This window comes from Ruegeria sp. BB9, from assembly GCF_056539345.1.
This window is the reverse complement of record NZ_JBQFUU010000001.1, coordinates 594,793-613,878: the sequence shown is the minus strand read 5'-3', so window position 1 is coordinate 613,878 and position 19,086 is coordinate 594,793. Positions and strand designations below refer to the sequence as shown.

At 64.5% G+C, this 19,086-nt stretch carries 22 protein-coding genes; 4 read left to right on the top strand and 18 right to left on the bottom strand.

Features of this window, described 5'->3' with window-relative positions; all coding sequences use genetic code 11:
- The first annotated feature begins 7 nt into the window (after positions 1 to 7).
- Together ACR0FC_RS03090 and ACR0FC_RS03085 are read left to right on the top strand one after the other, a co-directional pair.
- Positions 8 to 1,381 (top strand): pyruvate dehydrogenase complex E1 component subunit beta, encoded by a 1,374-nt coding sequence (locus tag ACR0FC_RS03090; protein WP_170338110.1) that lies wholly within the window; start codon positions 8 to 10, stop codon positions 1,379 to 1,381.
- Between the two features lie 14 nt (positions 1,382 to 1,395).
- On the top strand, positions 1,396 to 2,703 hold the full coding sequence (locus tag ACR0FC_RS03085) for a pyruvate dehydrogenase complex dihydrolipoamide acetyltransferase (RefSeq protein WP_170338109.1): 1,308 nt from the start codon (positions 1,396 to 1,398) through the stop codon (positions 2,701 to 2,703).
- 69 nt (positions 2,704 to 2,772) lie between these two features.
- Here the strand turns inward: ACR0FC_RS03085 and cysE are convergent, their stop codons facing one another.
- Complete coding sequence (gene cysE, locus ACR0FC_RS03080) at positions 2,773 to 3,582, bottom strand: serine O-acetyltransferase (RefSeq protein ID WP_093962389.1); 810 nt, start codon at positions 3,580 to 3,582, stop codon at positions 2,773 to 2,775.
- Positions 3,583 to 3,668: 86 nt separating this feature from the next.
- On the opposite strand from cysE, the gene ACR0FC_RS03075 reads away from it, so the two are divergent.
- Positions 3,669 to 4,007: a TraR/DksA family transcriptional regulator gene (locus tag ACR0FC_RS03075; RefSeq protein ID WP_170338108.1), complete on the top strand. Its 339-nt coding sequence runs from the start codon at positions 3,669 to 3,671 to the stop codon at positions 4,005 to 4,007.
- On the opposite strand, the gene ACR0FC_RS03070 is transcribed toward ACR0FC_RS03075, so the two are convergent.
- The 16 genes from ACR0FC_RS03070 to ACR0FC_RS02995 form a co-directional block, all read right to left on the bottom strand.
- The gene (locus ACR0FC_RS03070) at positions 3,988 to 4,284 is read right to left on the bottom strand and encodes a DUF7742 family protein (protein ID WP_170338107.1); all 297 of its coding nucleotides are present in this window, start codon (positions 4,282 to 4,284) and stop codon (positions 3,988 to 3,990) included. The two genes, ACR0FC_RS03075 and ACR0FC_RS03070, sit on opposite strands and share 20 nt — an antisense overlap.
- Before the next feature lie 7 nt (positions 4,285 to 4,291).
- Positions 4,292 to 8,257, bottom strand: a complete 3,966-nt coding sequence (locus tag ACR0FC_RS03065) for a baseplate multidomain protein megatron (protein WP_170338106.1) — start codon at positions 8,255 to 8,257, stop codon at positions 4,292 to 4,294.
- Complete coding sequence (locus ACR0FC_RS03060; RefSeq protein WP_170338104.1) at positions 8,257 to 8,700, bottom strand: C40 family peptidase; 444 nt, start codon at positions 8,698 to 8,700, stop codon at positions 8,257 to 8,259. The genes ACR0FC_RS03065 and ACR0FC_RS03060 overlap by 1 nt, the downstream gene beginning before the upstream one ends.
- The gene (locus ACR0FC_RS03055; RefSeq protein WP_093962394.1) at positions 8,700 to 9,587 is read right to left on the bottom strand and encodes a DUF2163 domain-containing protein; all 888 of its coding nucleotides are present in this window, start codon (positions 9,585 to 9,587) and stop codon (positions 8,700 to 8,702) included. The genes ACR0FC_RS03060 and ACR0FC_RS03055 overlap by 1 nt, the downstream gene beginning before the upstream one ends.
- Positions 9,587 to 10,219, bottom strand: coding sequence for a DUF2460 domain-containing protein (locus ACR0FC_RS03050; RefSeq protein WP_170338102.1), 633 nt, complete (start codon positions 10,217 to 10,219; stop codon positions 9,587 to 9,589). Before ACR0FC_RS03050 ends, ACR0FC_RS03055 begins: the two co-directional genes overlap by 1 nt.
- Positions 10,220 to 10,234: 15 nt before the next feature.
- Complete coding sequence (locus ACR0FC_RS03045) at positions 10,235 to 10,897, bottom strand: phage tail tape measure protein (protein WP_005982489.1); 663 nt, start codon at positions 10,895 to 10,897, stop codon at positions 10,235 to 10,237.
- Positions 10,875 to 11,093, bottom strand: coding sequence for a rcc01693 family protein (locus ACR0FC_RS03040; RefSeq protein ID WP_170338100.1), 219 nt, complete (start codon positions 11,091 to 11,093; stop codon positions 10,875 to 10,877). Before ACR0FC_RS03040 ends, ACR0FC_RS03045 begins: the two co-directional genes overlap by 23 nt.
- Entirely contained in the window at positions 11,090 to 11,410 is a 321-nt protein-coding gene (locus tag ACR0FC_RS03035) for a gene transfer agent family protein (protein WP_170338098.1), read from the bottom strand. The genes ACR0FC_RS03040 and ACR0FC_RS03035 overlap by 4 nt, the downstream gene beginning before the upstream one ends.
- On the bottom strand, positions 11,410 to 11,823 hold the full coding sequence (locus ACR0FC_RS03030) for a phage major tail protein, TP901-1 family (RefSeq protein ID WP_170338097.1): 414 nt from the start codon (positions 11,821 to 11,823) through the stop codon (positions 11,410 to 11,412). Before ACR0FC_RS03030 ends, ACR0FC_RS03035 begins: the two co-directional genes overlap by 1 nt.
- A gap of 20 nt (positions 11,824 to 11,843) precedes the next feature.
- Positions 11,844 to 12,257 carry a DUF3168 domain-containing protein gene (locus tag ACR0FC_RS03025; RefSeq protein WP_170338095.1) on the bottom strand — a complete coding sequence of 138 codons (414 nt, stop codon included), beginning with the start codon at positions 12,255 to 12,257 and terminating at the stop codon, positions 11,844 to 11,846.
- Positions 12,254 to 12,592 carry a phage head closure protein gene (locus ACR0FC_RS03020; protein ID WP_170338093.1) on the bottom strand — a complete coding sequence of 113 codons (339 nt, stop codon included), beginning with the start codon at positions 12,590 to 12,592 and terminating at the stop codon, positions 12,254 to 12,256. The genes ACR0FC_RS03025 and ACR0FC_RS03020 overlap by 4 nt, the downstream gene beginning before the upstream one ends.
- Complete coding sequence (locus ACR0FC_RS03015) at positions 12,589 to 13,188, bottom strand: head-tail connector protein (protein WP_170338091.1); 600 nt, start codon at positions 13,186 to 13,188, stop codon at positions 12,589 to 12,591. Before ACR0FC_RS03015 ends, ACR0FC_RS03020 begins: the two co-directional genes overlap by 4 nt.
- Before the next feature lie 177 nt (positions 13,189 to 13,365).
- Entirely contained in the window at positions 13,366 to 14,544 is a 1,179-nt protein-coding gene (locus ACR0FC_RS03010; RefSeq protein WP_170338089.1) for a phage major capsid protein, read from the bottom strand.
- Between the two features lie 34 nt (positions 14,545 to 14,578).
- Positions 14,579 to 15,124, bottom strand: coding sequence for an HK97 family phage prohead protease (locus ACR0FC_RS03005; RefSeq protein ID WP_170338086.1), 546 nt, complete (start codon positions 15,122 to 15,124; stop codon positions 14,579 to 14,581).
- A 26-nt stretch (positions 15,125 to 15,150) separates the two neighbouring features.
- Entirely contained in the window at positions 15,151 to 15,375 is a 225-nt protein-coding gene (locus ACR0FC_RS03000) for a GTA head formation protein, RCAP_rcc01685 family (protein ID WP_093962401.1), read from the bottom strand.
- The gene (locus tag ACR0FC_RS02995) at positions 15,368 to 16,540 is read right to left on the bottom strand and encodes a phage portal protein (protein ID WP_170338085.1); all 1,173 of its coding nucleotides are present in this window, start codon (positions 16,538 to 16,540) and stop codon (positions 15,368 to 15,370) included. Before ACR0FC_RS02995 ends, ACR0FC_RS03000 begins: the two co-directional genes overlap by 8 nt.
- 192 nt (positions 16,541 to 16,732) lie before the next feature.
- Here ACR0FC_RS02995 and ACR0FC_RS02990 point away from each other — a divergent pair, with 192 nt between their 5' ends.
- Positions 16,733 to 17,575, top strand: coding sequence for an SDR family NAD(P)-dependent oxidoreductase (locus tag ACR0FC_RS02990; RefSeq protein ID WP_170338083.1), 843 nt, complete (start codon positions 16,733 to 16,735; stop codon positions 17,573 to 17,575).
- On the opposite strand, the gene ACR0FC_RS02985 is transcribed toward ACR0FC_RS02990, so the two are convergent.
- Positions 17,576 to 18,946, bottom strand: coding sequence for a DNA-packaging protein (locus tag ACR0FC_RS02985; RefSeq protein ID WP_170339422.1), 1,371 nt, complete (start codon positions 18,944 to 18,946; stop codon positions 17,576 to 17,578).
- Positions 18,947 to 19,086 lie beyond the last annotated feature (140 nt).

Sequence of the window (19,086 nt, the reverse complement as noted above, 5' to 3'; positions counted from 1 at the left end):
ATAAGACATGGCAACCGAAATTCTCATGCCCGCCCTTTCGCCGACCATGGAGGAAGGCACACTGGCCAAGTGGCTGGTCAAGGAAGGCGACACCGTAAGCTCTGGCGACATTCTGGCCGAGATCGAAACCGACAAGGCCACGATGGAGTTCGAAGCCGTCGATGAAGGCATCGTCGGCAAAATCCTGATTGCCGAGGGCACCGAAGGCGTAAAGGTCAACACCCCGATCGCGATCCTGGTCGAAGAGGGCGAAGACGCCTCGGCCGTGACCGCGGCTGCACCCGCAGCCGCAGCGGAGGCCGAAGCCGCCCCGGCGGCGGTCGAGGCCCCCGCTCCTGCCCCTGCTGCACCGGCCGCGCCTACCGTGGACCTGTCGCCGGACTGGCCGGCAGATGCCGAGATGAAATCGATGACGGTCCGTGAGGCTCTGCGCGACGCGATGGCCGAGGAAATGCGCTCGGACGAAGACGTCTACCTGATGGGCGAAGAAGTCGGTGAATACCAGGGCGCCTACAAGGTGAGCCAAGGCCTGCTGGACGAATTCGGCGCAAAACGCGTGATCGACACGCCGATCACCGAGCATGGATTTACCGGCATTGCCGTGGGTTCCGCCTTTGGCGGGTTGAAGCCGATCGTCGAGTTCATGACATTCAACTTCGCCATGCAGGCGATCGACCAGATCATCAACTCTGCCGCCAAGACGCTGTATATGTCCGGCGGTCAGATGGGCTGTCCGATCGTGTTCCGAGGCCCCAACGGCGCCGCCGCGCGCGTGGCGGCCCAGCACTCTCAGGACTATGCCGCTTGGTACATGCAGATCCCGGGCCTGAAGGTGGTGATGCCCTATTCGGCAGCCGACGCCAAAGGTCTGCTGAAATCGGCCATCCGCGATCCCAACCCGGTCGTGTTCCTGGAAAACGAAATCCTCTATGGCCGCTCGTTCGACGTGCCGCAGGTCGATGACCTGACCGTGCCGCTGGGCAAGGCCCGCATCTGGCGCGAAGGCACCGATGTGACCATCGTCAGCTTTGGCATCGGCATGCAATACGCATTGGAAGCCGCCGACAAGCTGGCCGAGGATGGCATCAGCGCCGAGGTGATCGACCTGCGCACCATCCGCCCGATGGACACTGGCGCGATCGTCAACTCGGTGATGAAAACCAACCGTCTGGTCACGGTCGAGGAAGGCTGGCCGCAAGGCTCAGTCGGCAGCTACATCAGTTCCGTGGTCATGCAGGAAGCGTTCGACTATCTGGACGCGCCCGTCATCACGCTGACCGGCAAGGACGTGCCCATGCCCTATGCGGCGAACCTGGAAAAGCTGGCGCTGATTACCACCGACGAGGTGATCGCCGCCGTCAAACAAGTGACCTATCGGTAAGGAGCGACTGACAGATGCCCACCGAAATTCTGATGCCCGCCCTTTCACCGACCATGGAGGAAGGCACGCTTGCCAAATGGCTGGTCAAGGAAGGCGACACCGTCTCCTCCGGCGACCTTTTGGCCGAGATCGAAACCGACAAGGCCACGATGGAGTTCGAAGCCGTTGACGAAGGCGTCGTCGGCAAGATCCTGGTTCCTGAAGGCACCGAGGGGGTCAAGGTGAACACCCCCATCGCCGTGCTGCTGGAAGAAGGCGAAAGCGCCGATGACATCGCCGAAGCCCCGACCAAGGCACCCGAGGCTGCGCCCGCAGCCGACGCGGGCAACGAGGCTGCCGCCCCTGCGGCATCCGAGGCGCCCGCCCCTGCCCCGGCACCGGCGGCCCCGGTCAAAGCCGATGGCGGACGCATCTTTGCCTCGCCGCTGGCCCGTCGCATTGCCGCCCAAAAGGGTCTGGACCTGGCGCAGATCAAGGGCTCGGGCCCGCATGGCCGCATAGTCAAAGCGGATGTCGAAGGCGCAACCGCTCCGACAGCGGCACCGGCTGCTTCGGCAAGCGCGGCGCCCGCCCCTGCTGCTGCTCCTGCAGGCCCCTCGGCCGACATGGTGGCCCGCATGTACGAAGGCCGCGAGTACGAAGAGGTCAAGCTGGACGGCATGCGCAAGACCATCGCCGCCCGTCTGGCCGAGGCCAAGCAGACCATCCCGCATTTCTACCTGCGCCGCGACATCAAGCTGGACGCGCTGCTGAAATTCCGCAGCCAGCTGAACAAGCAGCTGGAAGCCCGCGGCGTGAAGCTGAGCGTCAACGACTTCATAATCAAGGCCGTCGCCAACGCGCTGCAGCAGGTGCCCGAGTGCAACGCCGTATGGGCGGGCGACAGGGTGCTGCAGTTGAAACCTTCGGACGTGGCCGTGGCCGTGGCGATCGAAGGCGGCCTGTTCACCCCGGTCCTGAAGGACGCCGACACCAAATCTTTGTCGGCCCTTTCGACCGAGATGAAGGACCTGGCCGCGCGTGCGCGCGAACGCAAGCTGGCCCCGCACGAGTATCAAGGCGGCACCTTCGCGGTTTCGAACCTGGGCATGTATGGCATCGACAATTTCGACGCCATCGTGAACCCGCCGCATGCGGGCATCCTGGCCGTCGGCACCGGTGCCAAGAAGCCGGTCGTGGGCGAAGACGGCGAGTTGACCGTGGCGACCGTGATGTCGGTAACCATGTCGGTCGATCACCGGGTGATCGACGGCGCGCTTGGAGCACAGCTCCTGCAGGCCATCGTGGACAACCTGGAAAATCCGATGGTCATGCTGGCCTGATCCAAGTCACAAAAATCAAAAAAGCCGCCTCGGACCCCGAGGCGGCTTTTTTCGCACCTGAGAACAGGCTTACTGATCCTTGCCCAGCATGTGATCCATCGAGATCGAGGGCTGGTCGCATCCCGCCTCACCAACGATCTTGGCGGGGATACCCGCTACGGTCTTGCAGGGCGGCACATCCTGCAGCACCACCGAACCGGCGGCGATGCGGCTGCAATGACCCACGCGGATGTTGCCCAGAACCTTGGCCCCGGCCCCGATTAGGACGCCATCCTCGATTTTGGGATGACGATCCTCTTCTTCCTTGCCGGTCCCGCCCAGAGTCACCGAATGCAGCATCGAGACGTTGTCGCCCACGACCGCAGTTTCACCGATCACGATGGAATGCGCGTGGTCGATCATGATGCCCTTGCCGATCTTCGCGGCGGGGTGAATGTCGATCCCGAAGATTTCCGAACTGCGCATCTGGAAGAAATAGGCCAGATCGTGCCGGCCCTTCTGCCACAGCCAGTGTGCCACGCGATAGGCCTGCATGGCTTGGTAGCCTTTGAAATACAGGATCGGCTGCAGCAGACGATGGCAGGCCGGGTCACGCTCGTACACGGCCATCAGGTCCGCGCGGGCTGCATTCATCAGCGCCTTGTCATCGGCATATGCCTCTTCGACGATTTCACGCAGAACCATCATCGACATCTCGTTCGAGCACAGCTTGGCCGAGATCCGATAGGACAACGCACGTTCCAGAGACTTGTGGTGCAGGATACAGGCATGCACCAGTCCGCCCATCAAAGGCTCTTTTTCGACGGCGGCCTGTGCTTCGGCCGTGATCCGGTCCCAGACGGGGTCAACTGACGTAACTTGGGTGCGCGTTTCAAACATGGCTTTTGATCCTCTGCTGCGCCTAGAATAGCCATCTAGGCCCAAAAAGGCCAAACGCAAACCCTTGATGTGCAACACAACAGAAAATGAACCGGTCCGAACTCAGGGAATTTGAAACACTTATCCTGTCCCGGCTGGAGGAATTGGAACGCAATTCCCTGGCCGGTCAGGACGCTCAATCCGTGGTCGAGCTTGACCAGCAGGCGGTCGGGCGGCTCAGCCGAATGGATGCGTTGCAGAATCAGGCCATGGCCAAGGCGCAACAAACGCGACGAGATCTCGCAGCCCGACGGCTGAGAGCCGCCCTCGACCGGATAGCCGAGGGCGAATTCGGGTATTGCGAGGATTGCGGTGACGACATTCCGCGCAGGCGGCTGGACCTGGACCCGGCCGCCAGCAAGTGCGTCAGCTGCGCGGCCGGTTGAGTTGAAACCGGATAAGTTGGCGCAGTACCGCCTCGAAATACCGGCAATACTCGGTGTCGCTAAAGCTCGGCTCATCTGCCAGCGGGCGGCTGCGTGCCGCTGCCATCAATGCTCCGTTCCCGTAAACAGGATGCAAACGACCCGTCGCGGTTACGTGACGGTCAGCCAACTCGGCCTCGGCGATCATGCGCGCGCACAGCCGCTCACGCTGGGCTTGCGGCACGGTCAGCAAAACCCGCGCCGCAGAACTGACATCGCCGTGCAAAACAGGGCGCATGGTCTCCCTACCCCACACTCAGCCGCGCGGCCGCGCCCGGCCCGTAGCTGGCCGAAACCTGCGCCACCTCGACCTCGTAGAGGCCCGTGACCCCGTCCGAAGACTGTGCCGCCGCGGAATAGGTCCAACTTGGCGTCGTGGCGATCTCTTCCCGAACAAGGGTGCCACCTGACCGAATCCGGATCAGATAAGTCTCGGACTCCTCGCCCAGCGGCACGTCCAGCACGTCCCAATCGTCGCCGTCGATCCGGGTTCGGCGTACCCAGGTGAACAGGTCATCGCCCCCGTGTCTCTCGACCTTCAGATGAACTGGCGCGTAGGGGCGCAGACCGTTTCCATCAAAGACCTCGACCTTATGGACATAGGAATCGTCGTCGTATCCGCGGGTGGCAGGCCCGATCCGGTAGTGCCGGGCAATTCGGCGTTCGGTCCGCAGCAGGCTGGTCTGAAGAACCCTCTCGTCAAGCAACACGAACACAGAACCCTCCGACCAGCTTTCAGGCATGACTGCGTCCGTACCCAATTGGCCGCGCAGGCGGCCAGACAAGGCATAGACCCCGGGTTCCTGCAAGACGGCATCCGCGAATTGAAACACTTCCCAATTTCCGGGCGTGCCGTCTCCGATCGCCGCCAAGTTGGCGCCTGTCAAAAGCGAGTCACGCGACCGCGACTGCAAGACGCCATCAACAAGGCGCACGCGCAGCGGCTCACCTTCATCCCAAACCCCTGCGCTCGCGGACAGCAAGGCGGATTCGGTGAACCCGATCACAGCCTGACCTGTCACCAGATCGCGCAGCGCGTAGCCCTCGTCGCTGTCCGAGGAATAGACGGCGACGCTGCCTTGCCAAGGATCGGCCGTGACGGCCAGATAAGGGGCGTGCGGCTCTTCGGCGCCGGTAATGAGTGGCAGATCCAGAAAAATCGGAAGAACCGGGACTGGGGCCACAAAGGGTTGTGAGACAAACCCATCATCCGCCATGTCGGACGGCGAATAGACCCCGGGCTCGATCCGCACGGCAGCCGCCAGCTGGATGTCAGCCTGTTCCAACCTGTCTATGCGATACAGCGCATCGGCTCCCCCATTCCAAGATGGAAGTCGAACAATGTCGCCGGCGCCCAGATGCATCTGCGACGGCGGCAGCGCAAACCGAGCGGTGTTGCGCGCGACGCGGGCCTCGGCCAGCCAACGTTCGACCGTCTGCCTCCCTTCGGCGCGGGTCATCGACAGAGGCATTTCGTTCACGGCAACAGAATGTGTCCGATCATCGGGCAGCACGGCCTCCTCTGATACCACATCGTGGTCCGCATCCGACTGCACGAAGCGCAGACGCACGCGGCCAGCCATTTCGGCCTCGGCTTCGCGCTGGTACTGGACCCTGCCATCGACCTCGGGGCTTTCCGCGACCTGATCCAGCGACAGATCGAATGCCCGGCGCCCGGCCCTCATGCGGAATGTCAGAACACCGTCCCGCTCGATCGCATCAAATCCGTAGCGCAGCATCAGCGGTTGCAGGGCCGCCCGCGCGTCCGAAACATCTTCGATCACGTATCCACGGACAACTCCGTCCAGCGCAGACACATCAAAATCGGAAACGCCTGCAGCCTGACAAATCTCGGCCACCACCGAGGCCAGTGTCCTGGCACCAGAACGTCCGTTCAACCAATGACCACGGGCGTAGTTTTCGCCGTCGCTCCACTGCGAACGCAGGTTCGGAAATGTCGGGTAAGGTCTCGCGTCCCACGCCCACACGTAGGCATTCGAAACGTCCACCATCGGACCATCGTAGATATCCGAAACCGGGTTAATCTGCGGATCGGCCCAATATCCCAGAACTGCCTTCAAATACTGAACCTGAATGAAATCGTCGCGTTGACCGTTTGAGTATTTGGGCAGATCGGATTCCGAGGATTTCGGATCCAAAAACTTGTTGGGTTGGTTCGTTCCCTTGTCTATGGCCGCACAGCCCAATTCCGTGAACCAGATCGGCTTTGATCCCGGAACCCAATCGGTCGGGTCAGCTTGGCGCACTCCTCCGATCCGTTCGTGGTGCAAGTTCGACCACCAGTTGCGGATGTCCTTATATCTCCACACCCATGGCTCTGAATGTTCGCCGTCCTCGATCGGATACCTTATCTGCGCGTCCTGTTCCTCCGGCGTTGGATAGTACCAGTCGTATCCTTCACCGCCTTCGATGTTGCCGCGCAAATAATCCAGGTCGTAGATTGACCGGGCACCATCCATCGCATCACGATGATCGTCGCCATCCCGCCAGTCCGAGACCGGCATGTAGTTGTCGATCCCGACGAAATCGATGTTTTCGTCTGCCCACAGTGGGTCCAGATGGAAGTATCGGTCACCGCTGCCGTCGGCAGGCTGGTACCCGAAATACTCTGTCCAATCCGCAGCGTAGCCTATCTTGGTGTCTGGCCCCAGTATCTGCCGCGCTTCCGCCGCCAATGCCTTCAGCTGAGCGACGGCCGCGAACCCGGACGCGCCGCGTATCTGGGTAAGACCACGCATTTCCGAACCGATGCAAAACGCCTCGACCCCGCCTGCTGCCTTGCACAACGCCGCGTAGTGAAGAATGAAACGGCGCATGCTCCATTCTTCCGGGCCGGTATAGGTCACGCTGCCATTACCGATGATGAAATCCGAGGCTTGGGCTGCACCAAAAAAGCTTGCCACCTGAGCGTCCGCACCTGCGGTTCCGTCCAACGACCCCGGACGCCCCGGAGCCACGTCCAGCGTGATCCGGCCGCGCCACGGCAGATGCGGCTGATCGCCGGCATCCGACCATGGGTCTGGAAGACCATTACCCTGCATCTGATCCATCAGGATGAAAGGATAAAACATTACCCGGCTGCCGGAGCCCTTGAGGTGTTGAATGGCCTGAACCACCGACGCATCGGCCGGGGTACCGCCATAGACCGGTCGCCCGTCCACCTGTTGCACGACCTGAGCCGATTTGCGCTTTAGCCCAGAGACTTTCCACGGCATGTTGGCGCCGTCCACGTCTTGGGGGATCACCTTGGGTCGAATGCTGCAAGCGCCGCAACGCAAGTCATCTCCGAACCACGAGACCACCAGCGACGCAGCCTTGCAGCCCGGAAGTTCTTTGCTCAGGGCACGCATCGAGGCCACCAAATCGGGCTCGCCCGAGGGCGCATTGACGTTGGCGGCCCAGCTTTGACCCGACCCTTTGGAGTAGTTTACCTGCGTGCTGGCCAGCGTGTATTCCCCGGTGCCAGGCATCAGGGCCACGGCCCGGACAATCCGTTGCAATTCGAACTCGTAGTCTGGTGCGGATTTCTGGTCCGGCCGAACAACCTCGAAGGAGAACTGGGGAACGCGATTGCCAAATTGCGCCAGCGGCAGATCTTCGATCACCACATACGCTGTGCCGCGATAGGCCGGAACCGTCCCGTCACCTTCGATCGTTTCGATCAGGGGATCCGGCAGCTGATCCTGGCTACCCGTATAAACCCGCATGTTCAGGCTGTTGCGCTCAAGCTCTTCCCCATCGGCCCATATCCGCGCGATGTCCGCGATCTCTCCGACGCCGACAGCAATCGCCAGTGATATCGAATAGCTGTAGCTATGGGTGGTCGTGGTGACTTCGGCAGGTTTTGGAGTTCCCTTGCCGCCAGCAGACTGCGTAGACGTCGTGGTTTTGCGGGTCTCAAGGAAATCCGACGCCCAGATCACCTGCCCACCGACCCGCATTCGGCCGAACACAGTGGACAACGGCACGCCCTCGCCTGTTTCCGTAAGTCTGAACCGGTCCAGCCGGCCGGACTCGACCACCTCGCTTCCGGCGCCCATGACCGACTGGCTCATCAATCGCTGGTCGATAACCCGCCCGAGCGTCGCGCCGACTGCCCGCCCCACGATGGCCGTTGACAACCCTGCAACGGTTCCACCGATGGAGCCGCCCAGCGCAGCCCCCGCCGCAGATAAAACTATCGTCGCCATCAGTTGCCCTCCAAAGGAAATTCAAAGCAGGCGACCACCCGGCGGCGCCAGGGGTCGCTCAGAGTGTTCTCGACAACGCCATGTCCGGAATAGGCATGGATGAAGCGTGGCACGGCGCCCGCTTCACTCACGATACCAAGGTGTTTGGCCACACCGGCATCGCGCATCCGGAACAGCAGCACGCACCCAGGGGCCAGAAAGTTGCGCGGACGTTCAACCAGATTGCGCCGCGCAGCCGCCCACATGCGCTCTTCGCCCTGCGGTTCAGACCAGTCCATGCTGTAGGTAGGCACCGCCTCGGGCTCGTGGCCGATGACGGAACGCCAGACGCCGCGCAGCAATCCCAAGCAATCGGTTCCCGCTCCCTTGACCGAGGCCTGATGCACATAGGGCGTTCCCAGCCAGCCTCGCGCTTCGTCCACGATATCCTGAGCCGTCACCATCACCGCCTGCTGCCTCCATTGTTCGCGTTGCCCTGTTTCGGCACGGCCATCACCCAGTCTTCGCTCGGCAGATCCGGAAAACCTTGGAAATTTATGACGTTGTTGAATTTCAACCGACAGGTCTCCATCCGCTTGTCGCAGCCCGCCAGCACCCGCACACGGTCACCTGTGGCCAGACCCGAGCCCAGAGCAGTCCAAAGGTGCAATTCCCGCCCGATCTTGATGCTCCGGTCCGTCTTCACCGAGGCCCAAAGCCCCTGAGAGCGGCCGGTCAACACATCGACGCGGCCACGTTCGAACCAGCCGTCCTCAAACGCCTCGGCACCCTGCAGTCTGAGGATCGGCCCATCGTCGATCTCGGCAATCTCGGCCTCGGCCCAGTAGCCGGGCGTCAACCTGTCGAAGCCGCAGGCTTTGTCACCCAGAACGGCCGTACAGGGTTTTTGGTAGATCCGCCCCAAGGGTCGGTTCAGCAGATCGGTCAGCCCGCGCAACTCGGCATGAAACGCGCCCCCAGCGCGGCGCAGCTCGCCGATTGAGCCACGGAACTGCAACATGCGCTGTTCCGGCGCGGCCCAGTTGACCAGCCATGCTCGGACATCGGCACCGTCAAAGCGGCCGTCTTCGATATCCTCGTCGCACACGGCCGCATCAGACAGCGCCCCCATGGCCTCGGAATTGTCGATCGACAGGCCCGTCGCTTGTTCGATCGCCGAGGCTGTGAGGCCGGTGCTTGCCTTGAACACCAGCCCTTCGAAGGCCAGTTCGCGGTCATGGTCGGTGAACCCGAAGGACACGCCATCGGTTCGAGTGATCACCCAACAGCGGCAGACCGTGGTCATGCCGGACTGAAGATGGGTCAGCAATGCCTGCTTGTCGCCGCTCATCAGACCCGCACCTCCACCACCGGAACATTGGGTACGTCGCCTGCCTGAAAGCTGGCCACGCTGACTTGGATCCTGTCGGTGTCAAACCGCACCGGCACATCGAATTCAAACCCGGCGGTCACGTCGACCCCCTCGGATGGCGGGACGACGAATTGGATCAGACCGCTATTCAGGTCCACCTCGAAATCGACGCCTTCTCGGGCCTCATCCTGATCCAGCCCAATCTTGACCGTACCCAGTACCGGCTTGACGATGGGCCTGACATAGCTGACCCCGCCCGAGGCATAGATCTTGACCAACTGGAACTCGGTCGTGACCCCGTCGCCTTGCCCGATCACCTGGTCGCCCTTGTCGAACTCGGCAGTGGCGGCGCAGGACTTGTAGTCCGACCAGTCCTTCCAGCGGAACCCGTACATCTGACCCTGACGCGCTTCGAAAAAGGCGATCAGCGTCTGGATGTCGTCCAGCGACCGCATCCCCAAACCGGCGTCGTATCGCCGCCGCGAATGCGCCCAGGGCGTGTTGCGTTCCTCGAACCCGTTGGCCAGCGTCACGATATCCGTGCGCCGCTCGGGTCCGCCGACCGAGCCGAAACTCAGGCTGGCGGGAAATCTGACTTCGTGGAAATTCATGTCCTGCTCCCCAAACTAGCGGTTCCGATTGCCGCGCCCCAGGGCGCGGCTCATCTGGGCTGCGATCTGGCCCTGGCTGCGGCGAAAGCCCTGAACGTCGGGTGTGGTGATGTTCATCACCACGTTCACCGCCCGTCCGCCGCCCGAGTTGCGCACCCCCAGTTTGCCGTCGGGTCCGCGCGCCAGCGGCATGATCGCCTCGGGGCCGGCCTCGCCCATCAACCCGGTCGCACCGCGCATCGGAAAGGTGGTCGGCCCGGTGACCACTCCGCCATTGGCAAAAGGCATGACGCGTCCTTGGGCGAAACTGCCGCCGTCGGCAAAGGGCAGCAGCCCCTGCACCAGGCCGCCGACCGTATTGGCCAGCATGCCGCCGAAATGATCCGTCACCGGCTTGATCGCCGCCGAATAGGCCGTGCGGATCATGGAGTTCTTCAGCACGTCCAGCGCGTCCGACAGGTTCATTCCGTCCAGAACCACGCCGTCGAAGGCCTTGCGCAGCCCGCTCGACATGCCCCGCTCCAGGGTGGCGACATCCTTCCCGGTCTCTTCGAAAGCGGCGCTGATCCGCTTCATCTGGGCATCGAAGGCCGCCGCCATCGTGGCGGCATCGCCCAGGGCATCGCCCAGCGCCTCGCCGCGCTCCTGCAGGTCGTCAAACCCGTCCCGATCCGTCATCACGCTCTCCTTGTATCTTGTCGGGCCAGGCGGCCAGCAACCTGTCCAGCCGCGCCCGGTTCATCGCCGGCATCCCGCGGCCCTGCCCCAGCATCAGCCGCAGTTCGGCCGGGGTCAGACGCCAGAACTGATCCGGCGTCAGCCGCAGCTCGTGCAGCCCGGCACGTATCAGGCCGGGCCAGTCAAAGCCGCTCATGACTCACCCGGCACCATGAAGGCCCGCGCCAGCAGCTCGGCCGCCGCCCGCGCCGCCGCCATCGGGCCGCCCTCTATCTCGGCCCGCAACATGTCGGCGCGGGTCACATCCATCCCGCCACCGCGCAACCCCGCCAAGATCAGCGCCAGCACGTCACCGCTGGAATAGGCGCCGCTCTCGAACCGCTGCACCAGTTCCACCAAAGACCCTGCGCCCAGCTCCTGCTCCAGCTCGGCCAACGTGCCCAGCGTCAGCTTGAGCACCCGGCGCTGGCCATCGACCACCAGCGCCACTTCTCCCGCCCACGGATTGACCATCACAACGCCACGAAGGTCAGAGCACCGGCGCTGGCCAGGCTCATCTCATAGGTCGCTTCGCCATTATGCGAGCCGGCATACTCGATCCCGGTCACTTGGAACGGTCCTTCGACGATGCCGAAATCGGGGATGATCACCTGAAAGGCGGGCGTTTCGCCGTCAAAGAACAACTGCCGCGCGCGTTCATCCGTGCCGGCGTCCTTGAACACGCCCGATCCGGAAATCGAGGCCGACTTGACCCCCGCCCCCGACAGCAGCTCGCGCCAGCCGCCTTGGCTCTCCAACGAGGTGACATCCACGCTTTCCGCGTTGAAACTGATCCGCGTGGCACGCAGCCCCGCGATGGTCTGGAACAGGCCTGTGCCATTCATGTCCACCTTGACCAGCAGGTCCTTACCGTTCTGGGCACCCATATGCTCTCTCCATTGATTGCTTAGTTGTCTTCCACGCGGGCGCGGAATCTCAGGTCGATCTGCCGGATCGCGCCGCCGGTCCCGGTGCGCCGGGCCGAGGCCCGCTCGAACCACAGCCCCACCAGCCGTCCCCGATCCAGCGTCAGCGCGGCCCCGTCCAGCGCGTCGCACACGGCCCCGGCCAGCGTCTTGGCCGCGCCGAACCCGGCCGCCTCGGACACCACCGACACCGTGAAGCGATGCAAAGTGCCTTGCCCCGTCTTGTCCGAGGCCTCGCGCACCTCCTCGGGGCCAAGCGTCACGTAGGTCTGCGGAACCGTCCCCGAAGGCACCGCGTCATAGATCGCGCCGCCGCTCAGCGCGCCCACCTGGGCATCCGCCACCAATTGCTGGAACACCGCCGCCTGCAGCGCCGCCGAAACGCCATAGCTCATGCCGCCACCTCCTCATCCGCGAAACAGGTCAGATAGCGCCCGGCCGCGTCGTATTCGGCCACCGCGCGGATCACGAAGCGCCGATTGCCCTCGCGAAACCTCTGATCGGGTGCCGGGCGCATCGACGACCCCTCGGGCGCGCCACGCACCACGATGCGGTAACTCACGCGCGAGACCGCCACATTCGCGACCGCGCGCTCGGTGCCTGTCCGGGCGGTCACCTCGGCCCACAGCGTGCCCAGAGGCGCCCAAGTCTCGGCATAGCCGCCCGCGCCATCGGCCACCCGCACCGGGGCCTCCAGCACCAGCTGCCGGTTCAGGCGGGGAGCGCTCATTGCATCACCCCCGCGCCGAAGCGCACCATGCGATAGCGCTGGATCAGGCTGGTCACGCCGAAGGGCATGCAGCCGTCACTCAGGCTGGTCTCGTTGCGATACTCATAGTAATGCGCCGCCAGCAGCAGCACCGCCTGCCCCAGATCCGCCGGCAGCCCGCCCCAATCCGCCGCCATCCCAGCCGTCAGCGCGATGGTCACCTCTCCACCGGTGGGATTGGCGGGCAGGCAAGCCCCCAGCGGGCGCAGGCAGGGGCGCTGGTTGTCGCGCTCCAGGCGGTAAGTCCCGGGCGCCACCACCTGCTGGGTGCCCCGCGCGTCGGTCAGCGTCACCGCGTCGATGCTCGTCACCGGCGCGACCGGCAGAACCTCGCCCGCGTCGTTCCGCCAACGGCTCAGGGTCCAGGTGAAACTGCGCGATATCAGCACCTTGCCCGTGCGCGCCTCGATCGCGGCCATCGCCGCCCTCAGGAACCCTTTCAACACGTCGTCCTGCAGGCCGGTCTCGGCAAATCCCGTGCCCAGCCGCAGATGCGCCTTGAATTGATCCACCGGCAGCGCCGCATCCGCGATGGCGGTTTCTTCGATCAACATCATCCATTCACTCCGCAATCTCGGACCCCTCCGGGTGCCGCATCCTTGGAAAATGGCGGGCACGCGCCGCCCCACGTTGCTCGGACGGAGGGGAGCAGCTAGACAACGCGGGGGATCTCACCCCGGCCCGCGCCCGCCGCCCGAGGGACCGGCCCACCGGCCCCCCGGATCCGTCACCACTTAGGCGGTGCCGAATTTCACCAGCTTGATCGCGGCAAAGTCGCTGATGTCGCCGCCCACGCGCTTGGTGGCATAGAACAGGACATGCGGCTTGGCGCTGAACGGATCGCGCAGCACGCGCAGGTCGGGGCGCTCGGCGATGGTGTAGCCGGCCGAGAAGTCACCGAACGCGATCGAGAAACTGTCGGTGCCCGGATCGGGCATGTCCTCGGCGATCAGCACCGGATAACCCATCAGGCGCGCGGGCTCACCCGCGGCCAGGCCATCCGACCACAGGAAGCGGCCGTCGGCATCCTTCAGCTTGCGGATCACGCCCGCGGTTTTCGAGTTCATCACGAAGGTGCCGTTCACGCGGTACTGCGCGCCCAGCGCATAGACCACGTCAACGATCGCATCCGCGTCGATGCCGCCCGCGACACCGGTGGGCACATAGCCCAGGTTGCCCCAGGTCCAGACGTCGTTGTCCACCGCCGGATGGCTCAGGATGCCCTTCGGCTTGTCGATGCCGTCACCGTTGACAAAGGCCGCCGCCTCGGCGCGGGCAAACTTGTCGGCGATACGGCCGGCCAGCCAGCCCTCGACGTCGAATGCGCTGTCGTCCAGCAACCGCTGCGAGGTCTTGGGCAGCGCGCTCAGCTCGTGCAGCGGGATCGAGATGCGGTCGATCGACGGGGTGCCGGTCTCGGTGGCCGCCGCTGTTTCATCGGCCCAGCCCGCGCCCACATCGGTGTGGTCGATCAGCACGTCGAACGAATTCGCCTCGACATTCACGACCGACGCGATCGAGCGGATCGAAGCGGTGGATTTCAGCACCGACTTGATCATCTCGGCGGTCTGAGGATCGACCAGATAGCCGCCATCGCTGTTGACGGCGGTCGACAGCGACTTGGCCTCGATCTCCAGCCCGCGCAGGGCATCGTCATCGCCCGAACGCACATAGGCGTCAAAGGCCTTCTGGTGCGGCGCTTCCTCCAGGGTCGAGGCCGCAAGATGCGGGCGCGCCGCGATGGTTGATTTACGATCCAGCATGGTCAGTCGCTCTTCTGTTTGTTGCAGTTTCTGTTGAACTTCAGCCTTCAGGCCCTTGAATTCGATGACGAATCCAGCCATCGCCTGCTTCACCTCCTGAACCAGGGGCACACCCTCTCCGGTCAAGGCCGCGGTCTCGGTCTTGCTCATCAGCACTTCCTTTCTGGGTGGGGGTTGAGGCGCGCTAGGTTCGCGCCAGCTCCTGCCGGGCGTTCTGGAACACCTCGGCAATACTGCGCCAGGTGTCCTCGGCATCGAGGTCCGACCCCTTTGCCGCCACCCGCGCACTGGGCAGCATCGGGAAGGTCACCAGCGACACCTCCCACAGCTCCAGTTCCGTCAAGAGCCGCCGGCCCTTGTCATCCTTCACGGCCCGCTTGGTGCGATAGCCGATCGACAGCCCGTCCAGCGCCCCCGCGCGGATCAGCTCGGCCGCCTCGCGGCCCTTCTGGGTGCTTTCCAGCAGCCGCCCCTTGACCCACAGGCCACGGTCGTCCTCGCGCACCTCGTCCCACACGCCGATGGGCTGGGCCGGGTCGTGCTGCCACAGCATCTTGACCCGCTGCCCGGCCGCCTTCAGCCCGGCCAGAGACGCGGCATAGGCCCCTTTCTGCACCACGTCGCGGCCCTGATCGACCTGGCCGAACAGGCTGGCATAGCCCTCGATCACCGCGTCCTCGGTCACCGACAGCCCATCGCCGAACCGCGCGAACTTGCGTTCCAAATTCATGAAATACTCCTCGTAAGCCGCTGAATTCATGGCGCCACCGTCAGGAATGACTGGAACGCCTGCGCCAGGATCACCGCCGCCACGCCATAGACCGTCAGCCACAACCGCCGCTCCAGCCGCTCCATCATCTCCTCGATCTGATCCAGCCGCCTGCACAGATGCGCATGCTGGATCTCGGCCACCCTTTCATGCGCGGCCAGACGCAGGCCCGGCGCGCAGTCAAAGGGCGGATATCCCGGCGTGTCAGCCATCCGCCGTCTCCGCCAGCACCGGCAGGCCCAGCAGAGCACGCTTCTCGGCATCGGTCAGGAAATCGGCATTGGCCACCCGCGCCCATTGCGCATCGCGTTCTGCCGCCAGCGCCGGCACCTGGTCCAGATCGGGCTTCAGCATCAGGTCTTCGCCGGTAAAGTCCGACAGCCAGTCCGACAACGCCGCCGCCACCCGCGTCACCAGGGGCAGAACGGTCAGGCGATAGAACGCCCGGTTGGCCTCCTGATAGTTCGAATAGGTCGCGTCACCCTGGATCCCCAGCAGCATCGGCGGGACACCGAAGGCCAGCGCGATCTCGCGGGCGGCGGCTTCCTTGGTCTTCTGAAACTCCATGTCCGAGGGGGAAAAGCCCATTGGCTTCCAATCCAGCCCCCCTTCCAGAACCATCGGACGCCCGGCATTCCGCGCCCCGCGATAGTTCGCCTCGATCTCGTCGCTCAGGCGGCGGAACTGCTCTTCGGCCATCACGCCCTGTCCGTCGCCGCCCTTCCACACCAGCGCGCCCGAGGGCCGCGCAGCGTTGTCCAACAGCGATTTCGACCAGCGCGAGGCGCTGTTGTGCACGTCGATCGCCATCGCCGCCGCCTGCAGGGGCGAGAAGCCATAGTGGTCATCCTGCGGGTGGAACGACTTGATGTGGCAGATGGCCTCGGCCGGGAACCGGTGCGTTTTGCCCCCGGCGGTATAGTCATAGGCCCTGGGCCAGCCATCCGCCCCCGGCACCACGCTCATCCGGTCCGAGCGCAGCACGTGCAGCTCGACCGGCAGCCCGCCCTCGGCCTGCACCGCCTCGACATAGGCATTGCCCGACAGCAGCAACTGCCCGAACAGCGCCTCCAGCAGCTCGGCCTTGCCCTGCGCCGCATTCGGACGGCGCATCAGGCGCAGAACCGGGTGCGTCTCGTACCGCTGCGCATCGTCCTGCAGAACCAGGGGCAGCGCCGCCGCGGCCTCGGCAATCAGCTTGACCGACCGGAACCCCACCGGGTTGCCCGAGAACCCCGTGCGCGTCAGCGAGGCGGTGTCGCGCGGGCTCCAGGCCACGCGCCCACCGGTTTGCCAGGCGACCACCGGCCCGGCTGCGCTTGCTTTTGCCTCGGGGACCTTCTCAGCCGATCCACGACGCAAGAAATCGAATACCATGTCCAGATGCTCCTTTCTGCCGCCGCTCTGCCCGGCTTGTTGAAAGGAGTTATGACGGAAAGAAGTTTAAGCCTCGGGAATGGGGCGTACGGGGGTTTTGCAACGGCTTGGGAACGTGTGCCCGCAGGATAAACCTCGGCATCCGACGGAAAGGCGCTACCTTCTGAATTTGAGCATCACGAGGGACCAGCCATGTATGTAAGCGCAGTGAAAACCGGCGGGATCGCCGTCGTGACCGGCGCCGCCAGCGGAGTCGGGCGCGTCGCGGCACAGCGTTTTGCCCAAGCCGGGCTGGACGTCATACTGGCCGATCTTCCGGGACAGGCGCTTGACGCAACAACGGACGACCTGAAGGCAGGCTTTGACGGGGTAAACATCACCGCGGTGCCGACGGATGTCACCTCGCAAGCCGACATCGAAAACCTCGCCGAAACAGCTTTCGCCGCCGGGCAGGTTGCAGTCTTGATGAACAATGCAGGGATCAGCCTGCCGACGAAAACATGGGAGTCATTCGACAACTGGCGGAAAATTCTCGACGTGAACTTTCTGGGGGTCCTGCGCGGCATCCACGCTTTCCTGCCTCGCATGATCGAGGCTGACCGCCCGGCGGTCGTCATCAACACCGGGTCAAAGCAGGGGATCACCACCCCGCCGGGCAACCCCGGCTACAACGTTTCCAAGGCCGCCGTCAAAACACTGACCGAACAGCTCGCGCACGAGCTTCGCGAGGCTGGCGCTCCGATCTCCGCGCATCTCTTCGTTCCGGGCTTTACCTACACCGGCATGGTCGCGTCATTCCTGTCCGAAAAACCGGCCGCCGCCTGGACCAGCGAGCAGACCGTCGACTACTTCCTGGACCGCATGGCCCAGGGCGACTTCTACATCCTCTGCCCCGACAACGACGTCGATGCCGAACGCGACAGCCGTCGCGTTCAATGGGCTGCCGAGGACATCATCCACAACCGCCCCGCCCTCTCGCGCTGGCACCCCGACTATGCCGAGGGCTTCGCAAAGTTCGAAAAGCCCGAGGGCTGATCACAAAACCCGCACCCGCGGCCGCCGGTAAACCGCCGCCGGCCCCACCACCAGCTCATGCAACGCCCAAACCAGCGCATCGACCCGGTCGGGCGAGCCCTGCCCCTCGAACCCGCGCGCGGTCATCTGGCACATCTGCTCCTCCAGCGCCTCCAGCCCGGCCACATGGAACACCCGCCCCTGCTCATACAAAGCCGCCACCGGCTCGGCCCGCGCCACTTTCCCGCGCGAGGCCCGCACCGCCCGGAACGGGACCAGAGGGTCCACCTGCCGCACCACCTCTTCGACCAACTGCCCGCCCTGATTGACCTCGGCCACCAGCCGCTCGGCCCCGAACGCGTCCATCGCGCCAATCGCCGCCCGCGCCCAGCCCGCCGGGCCAACGCCCTGCACCGTCCGGTCGGCCAGCACATAGGCGCGCCAGTCCTCGGGCGCCCCCTGCACCTGCGCGCCGACCACCACGATCCCGCAGGCATCGGCCCCCGACCCGCCGGTCACCGCGGGGTCCAGCGCCACCACCACGCGGTCCAGCTCGGGCAGCGCCTTGACCCGCGCCGCATCCAGCATCGAGCCGGTCCACAACGCCCCCTCGGCATCGGCTAGCAGCACACCGTCCAATTCCTGCCGCCCCAGCCGCGTGCCGGCATAGCGCGCGCGCACCTCCTCCAGAAAGGACTCCGCCAGGTTGGCCCGGTTCGCCTCCGTCGGCGCATGGGTCATCACCGTGGACGGCGCCGCCAGCAGATCTTTCAAAACCTTCACGTTGCGCGGCGTCGTGGTGACGCAGACCCGCGGCCGCTCGCCCAGTCGCAACGCGAATTGCAGCATGTCCCAGGTCTCGCCCGCCTTTTTCCACTTGGCCAGTTCATCGACCCAAGCCGCGTCGAACTGCGGCCCTCGCAGCCCCTCGGGGTCATGCGCCGAAAAGGCCTGTGCCTCGGCCCCGTTGGGCCAGACCAGCTTGCGTTCCGACGCCTTCCACTGCGGCCGCCGGTCGGGCGGAGAGCACTGCATGATCCCGCTGTCGCCAAAGATCATCACGTCGCGCACCTGGTCAAAGGTCTCGCCCACCAGCGCCACGCGCCGGGCCTCACCCTCGTCGAAAGGTTTGCCCCCTTCGACCATGGATCGCACCCATTCAGCCCCGGCCCGCGTCTTGCCCGCGCCACGCCCGCCCATGATCACCCATGACCGCCAGTCGCCCTCGGGCGGCAACTGGTGCGGCAGCGCCCAGAACTCGAACAGGAAAGGGAGGGCACATAGCCCTCCCTCCCCGATCTCACTCAGAAATCTGTCCCGCACCGCAGCAGGCGCGGAGGCGAGCCAATCGGCACCCGATCTCAGATCGGGCCCACTCCAGGTCGAGCGCATAGCCCCCTTGGGCAATTCCCGCTTGTCTGTGACATTGTTCGACAAAGCTTGTCTCCACTTTCTGGCAACTCCGGATCAGCCCCTCTAGCTGCCCGAGTTGTCTGGCTGAACTCGCCAGGTCTGCATCCTCCCCGGTCTCG

Excerpts from the sequence above, each read along its gene's own strand:
- ACR0FC_RS03000 (WP_093962401.1), bottom strand. The coding sequence starts at position 15,375 with ATGGCTGACACGCCGGGATATCCGCCCTTTGACTGCGCGCCGGGCCTG.
- cysE (WP_093962389.1), bottom strand. The coding sequence starts at position 3,582 with ATGTTTGAAACGCGCACCCAAGTTACGTCAGTTGACCCCGTCTGGGAC.
- ACR0FC_RS03030 (WP_170338097.1), bottom strand. The coding sequence starts at position 11,823 with ATGGGTGCCCAGAACGGTAAGGACCTGCTGGTCAAGGTGGACATGAAT.
- ACR0FC_RS03055 (WP_093962394.1), bottom strand. The coding sequence starts at position 9,587 with ATGAGCGGCGACAAGCAGGCATTGCTGACCCATCTTCAGTCCGGCATG.
- ACR0FC_RS03005 (WP_170338086.1), bottom strand. The coding sequence starts at position 15,124 with ATGAATTTGGAACGCAAGTTCGCGCGGTTCGGCGATGGGCTGTCGGTG.
- ACR0FC_RS02985 (WP_170339422.1), bottom strand. The coding sequence starts at position 18,946 with ATGCGCTCGACCTGGAGTGGGCCCGATCTGAGATCGGGTGCCGATTGG.
- ACR0FC_RS03065 (WP_170338106.1), bottom strand. The coding sequence starts at position 8,257 with ATGGCGACGATAGTTTTATCTGCGGCGGGGGCTGCGCTGGGCGGCTCC.
- ACR0FC_RS03060 (WP_170338104.1), bottom strand. The coding sequence starts at position 8,700 with ATGGTGACGGCTCAGGATATCGTGGACGAAGCGCGAGGCTGGCTGGGA.
- ACR0FC_RS03040 (WP_170338100.1), bottom strand. The coding sequence starts at position 11,093 with ATGAGCGGCTTTGACTGGCCCGGCCTGATACGTGCCGGGCTGCACGAG.
- ACR0FC_RS03090 (WP_170338110.1), top strand. The coding sequence starts at position 8 with ATGGCAACCGAAATTCTCATGCCCGCCCTTTCGCCGACCATGGAGGAA.
- ACR0FC_RS03015 (WP_170338091.1), bottom strand. The coding sequence starts at position 13,188 with ATGATGTTGATCGAAGAAACCGCCATCGCGGATGCGGCGCTGCCGGTG.
- ACR0FC_RS03020 (WP_170338093.1), bottom strand. The coding sequence starts at position 12,592 with ATGAGCGCTCCCCGCCTGAACCGGCAGCTGGTGCTGGAGGCCCCGGTG.
- ACR0FC_RS03010 (WP_170338089.1), bottom strand. The coding sequence starts at position 14,544 with ATGAGCAAGACCGAGACCGCGGCCTTGACCGGAGAGGGTGTGCCCCTG.
- ACR0FC_RS03025 (WP_170338095.1), bottom strand. The coding sequence starts at position 12,257 with ATGAGCTATGGCGTTTCGGCGGCGCTGCAGGCGGCGGTGTTCCAGCAA.
- ACR0FC_RS03050 (WP_170338102.1), bottom strand. The coding sequence starts at position 10,219 with ATGAATTTCCACGAAGTCAGATTTCCCGCCAGCCTGAGTTTCGGCTCG.
- ACR0FC_RS02990 (WP_170338083.1), top strand. The coding sequence starts at position 16,733 with ATGTATGTAAGCGCAGTGAAAACCGGCGGGATCGCCGTCGTGACCGGC.
- ACR0FC_RS03085 (WP_170338109.1), top strand. The coding sequence starts at position 1,396 with ATGCCCACCGAAATTCTGATGCCCGCCCTTTCACCGACCATGGAGGAA.
- ACR0FC_RS02995 (WP_170338085.1), bottom strand. The coding sequence starts at position 16,540 with ATGGTATTCGATTTCTTGCGTCGTGGATCGGCTGAGAAGGTCCCCGAG.
- ACR0FC_RS03045 (WP_005982489.1), bottom strand. The coding sequence starts at position 10,897 with ATGACGGATCGGGACGGGTTTGACGACCTGCAGGAGCGCGGCGAGGCG.
- ACR0FC_RS03070 (WP_170338107.1), bottom strand. The coding sequence starts at position 4,284 with ATGCGCCCTGTTTTGCACGGCGATGTCAGTTCTGCGGCGCGGGTTTTG.
- ACR0FC_RS03035 (WP_170338098.1), bottom strand. The coding sequence starts at position 11,410 with ATGGTCAATCCGTGGGCGGGAGAAGTGGCGCTGGTGGTCGATGGCCAG.
- ACR0FC_RS03075 (WP_170338108.1), top strand. The coding sequence starts at position 3,669 with ATGAACCGGTCCGAACTCAGGGAATTTGAAACACTTATCCTGTCCCGG.